Annotated in this window: 2 protein-coding genes and 1 pseudogene; all 3 read left to right on the forward strand. The window is 69.9% G+C overall.

The genetic code is table 11. The features are described 5' to 3' along the window. On the forward strand, window positions 1-800 hold an 800-nt coding region (locus ACLP25_RS13420), incomplete at its 5' end, for a zinc-binding dehydrogenase (protein ID WP_442469691.1). Between the two features lie 102 nt (window positions 801-902). Beyond that, window positions 903-1574, forward strand: a pseudogene (locus ACLP25_RS13425) (dihydrofolate reductase family protein); the annotation flags it as partial. 43 nt (window positions 1575-1617) lie between these two features. Further along, window positions 1618-2814, forward strand: coding sequence for an arabinose transporter (locus ACLP25_RS13430; protein WP_442469692.1), 1197 nt, complete (start codon window positions 1618-1620; stop codon window positions 2812-2814). The last annotated feature ends 190 nt before the right edge of the window (window positions 2815-3004 follow it).

Here is a 3004-nt window from a genome sequence, read left to right on the forward strand (position 1 = left end):
GCCGACGGGGCTCGGGTTCGAGGCGTCCGGCGTGGTCAAGGCGATTGGTCCAATCGATCAAGCCGGGAGACTGGGCAGCCTACATGAATGCCGGCGTCGGGGCCTACGCCGACCGCCGGAATGTCCCGGCGGAGAAGCTCGTGAAGCTTCCGGACCAGGTGGGCGACGAGGCCGCCGCGACGCTCCTCTTCAAGGGCCTCACCGCGCAGTACCTGCTGCGCGCAACCCATGCCGTGCAGCCCGGCGACCTGTTGCTCGTGCACTCCGCGCCGGGCGGCGTGGGCCAGATCCTGACGCGATGGGCCACCGCTCTCGGCGCGACCGTGATCGGCGCGACCGGATCGCCGCACAAGAGAGGCGCTGCGCTTGCAGCCGGTTGCGTCGACGTCATCGACATCAATGAGCCGGATTGGCCGCAGGCGTTCCTGAAGGCGAGCGGAGGGCGCAAGGCCCGGGTCGTCTACGACGCGGTGGGCAAGGAGACGTTGCTAAAGTCGCTCGACTGTGCGGCGCCGTTCGGTCTGGTCGTCAGCTATGGCGCCGCCTCGGGGAAGCCGCCCGCGATCGAGCCCGATCTCTTGCGCGCAAAGGGCGACCTGTTCCTGACCGCGCCCTCCGTGTTCTCGCACAACACCGACGTCGAGGCCCTGCGCGCGCATGCGGCCGACCTTTTCGACGCGATCGCGAAGGGCCATGTGGCGGTGGATATCGGCCAGCGCTTCCCCCTCGACCAGATCGTCGAGGCGCACCGGGTCGCCGAGCAGCGCCGCTCGGAAGGCGCGATCCTGATCACGCCGTAGCGCAGGCGTGCGCCCGGGCGACGGAGAGGATCGCGCGGCGCGTGCGCTTGAACGCCGACAACGACAAGCGCAAGGGACGAGACGCCGGACAAGGAGAGCCCGATGCGGCCCAAGATCGTCTGCCACATGATGACATCGATCGACGGACGTTTGCTTCCGGAGCGCTGGACGAGGCCTGCGCTCGGAAACGACCGCGGCGCGATGCTTCGCCACTATGACGCCGTCGCCGCGCGCTTTTCGGCCGACGGATGGATCGTCGGCCGCACAACCATGCAGGCCTACGCCAAAGGCGCGCCGCGATCGACGGGTGCAGGCGTGGGCGCAGGCGCTCCTCGCCGTCCGCATGTCGCCGATCGGAAGGGCCGCGACCTCGCCGTTGCGCTCGATCCGCGCGGGGTTCTCCACTACGGGCGGGATGACGCGGGCGGCGACCACATCGTCGCCGTGCTCGGCGAAGGCGTCTCCGACGCCTATCTCGCAGAGCTGCGCGAGGACGGCGTGTCCTACCTCTTCGCAGGTCCGGACGGCAAAGACCTCGCCGTCGCGCTGGATCACCTCGGCGAAGCCTTCGGGGCGACGACGCTGCTGCTCGAAGGCGGCGGGATCGTGAACGGCGCGTTCCTGAGGGCGCAGTTGATCGACGAGTTCAGCCTTCTCGTCTGTCCGGCGATCGACGGGCTCGCCGGAAGCCCGAGCATCGTCGAGGGTCCCGGGTCCGCAGACGATATGCCGTCGGCGGGGCAGGCGCTGCGCTTCCTCGGGGCGGAATCGCTCGAGGGCGGGGTCGTCTGGCTGCGTTACGCGGTCGAGCGGCGGAGTGACCACCGCCGGCTCCGAGGACAAGGCCCGGCCGCTCGTCCGCGCTCTCCTGCCGCTGATGGCGCCGGTGTTCGTGGTCTTCCTCGTCACCGGCGTCGCGCTGCCGGCGCTGCCGCTGCATGTGCACGATCGGCTCGGGCTCGGCGCCTTTGCGGTCGGCCTCGTTGGCGGCGCCCAGTTCGCGGCCTCACTCGTGTCGCGCGTCTGGTCCGGCGCCTATTCCGACGCCCGCGGCGCGAAGCGGGCGTTGATCGCGGGCCTCGTCATGGCGTCGGGCGCCGGGGCGTTCTACCTCGTCTCGCTCCGCTTCGTCGGCGCGCCTTTAGTCTCGGCGGCGATCCTGATCCTCGGGCGCGGCCTGCTCGGCGGCGGCGAGAGTTTTGTCATCGTCGGAGCCCAGAGCTGGGGGCTCGCGCTCGTCGGATCGAAACACACGGGCAAGGTGATGGCCTGGCTCGGCATGGCGATGTATTCCGCCTTCGCAGTCGGGGCGCCGATCGGCTCCATGCTTTTCGAAATCTACGGCTTCCCGGCGATCGCGCTCGCGACGGCTCTCGTTCCCATCGCAACGCTTGTGGTGATCGCGCCCCTGGCGGCGGTCGCCCCGAAGGCGCACGCCCGCCTCGACCTTACCCGGGTCGCCGCGGCGGTCGCGGCGCCGGGTCTGGGGCTCGCCTTCGCCAGTATCGGCTTCGGCGGCATGACGGCCTTCTCCGTACTGCTCTTCGTCGAGCGCGGCTGGCAGCCCGCCTGGCTTTCCTTCACTCTCTTCGCGTTCGCTTTCGTTTTCGCCCGCCTCTGGCTCGGTCACCTCCCCGACCGGATCGGGGGGGCGAGGGTGGCGCTCATCTTCGCGATCATCGAGGCGGCCGGGCTCGCGCTGATCGGTCTCGCACCCTGGGCCTGGCTCGGTTTCGTCGGCGCCGCGGCGACCGGATTCGGCTATTCGCTCGTCTTTCCGGGCCTCGGAGTCGAGGCTGTGCGGCGGGCACCGCCAGAATCGCGGGGCCTGGCGGTCGGGGTCTATACGGCCTTTCTCGACCTGGCGCTCGGCTTCCTCGTTCCCGCGCTCGGCTTCATCGCTTCGAAGGCGGGCCTCGGCTCGGTCTTCGTCATCGGCGCCGCGCTTTCGGCCTGCGCCGTCCCCATCGCCGCGCGGCTCATGGTCGTTGTCACTCCCAAGGAAGCCCGCTAGCGCCATCGCCTGCTGAGAACATCGGCGCTGATATCGTCGGCGCGCGCGCCGCGCTCGACGAAGCCGCAGCCCGCCTACTCGCAAGAAGCGTCCCCAAGCGCGTGCTGCGCGCCGCCAAGTGCACAGCCTTCAGGCGAAGGACCTTGCGCTGACCGAATTCACAGTCGTGCAGAAGGACCTCGTCATGCAC

The sequence above is a fragment of the Roseiarcus sp. genome, assembly GCF_052145395.1.
Lineage (GTDB): Bacteria > Pseudomonadota > Alphaproteobacteria > Rhizobiales > Beijerinckiaceae > Roseiarcus.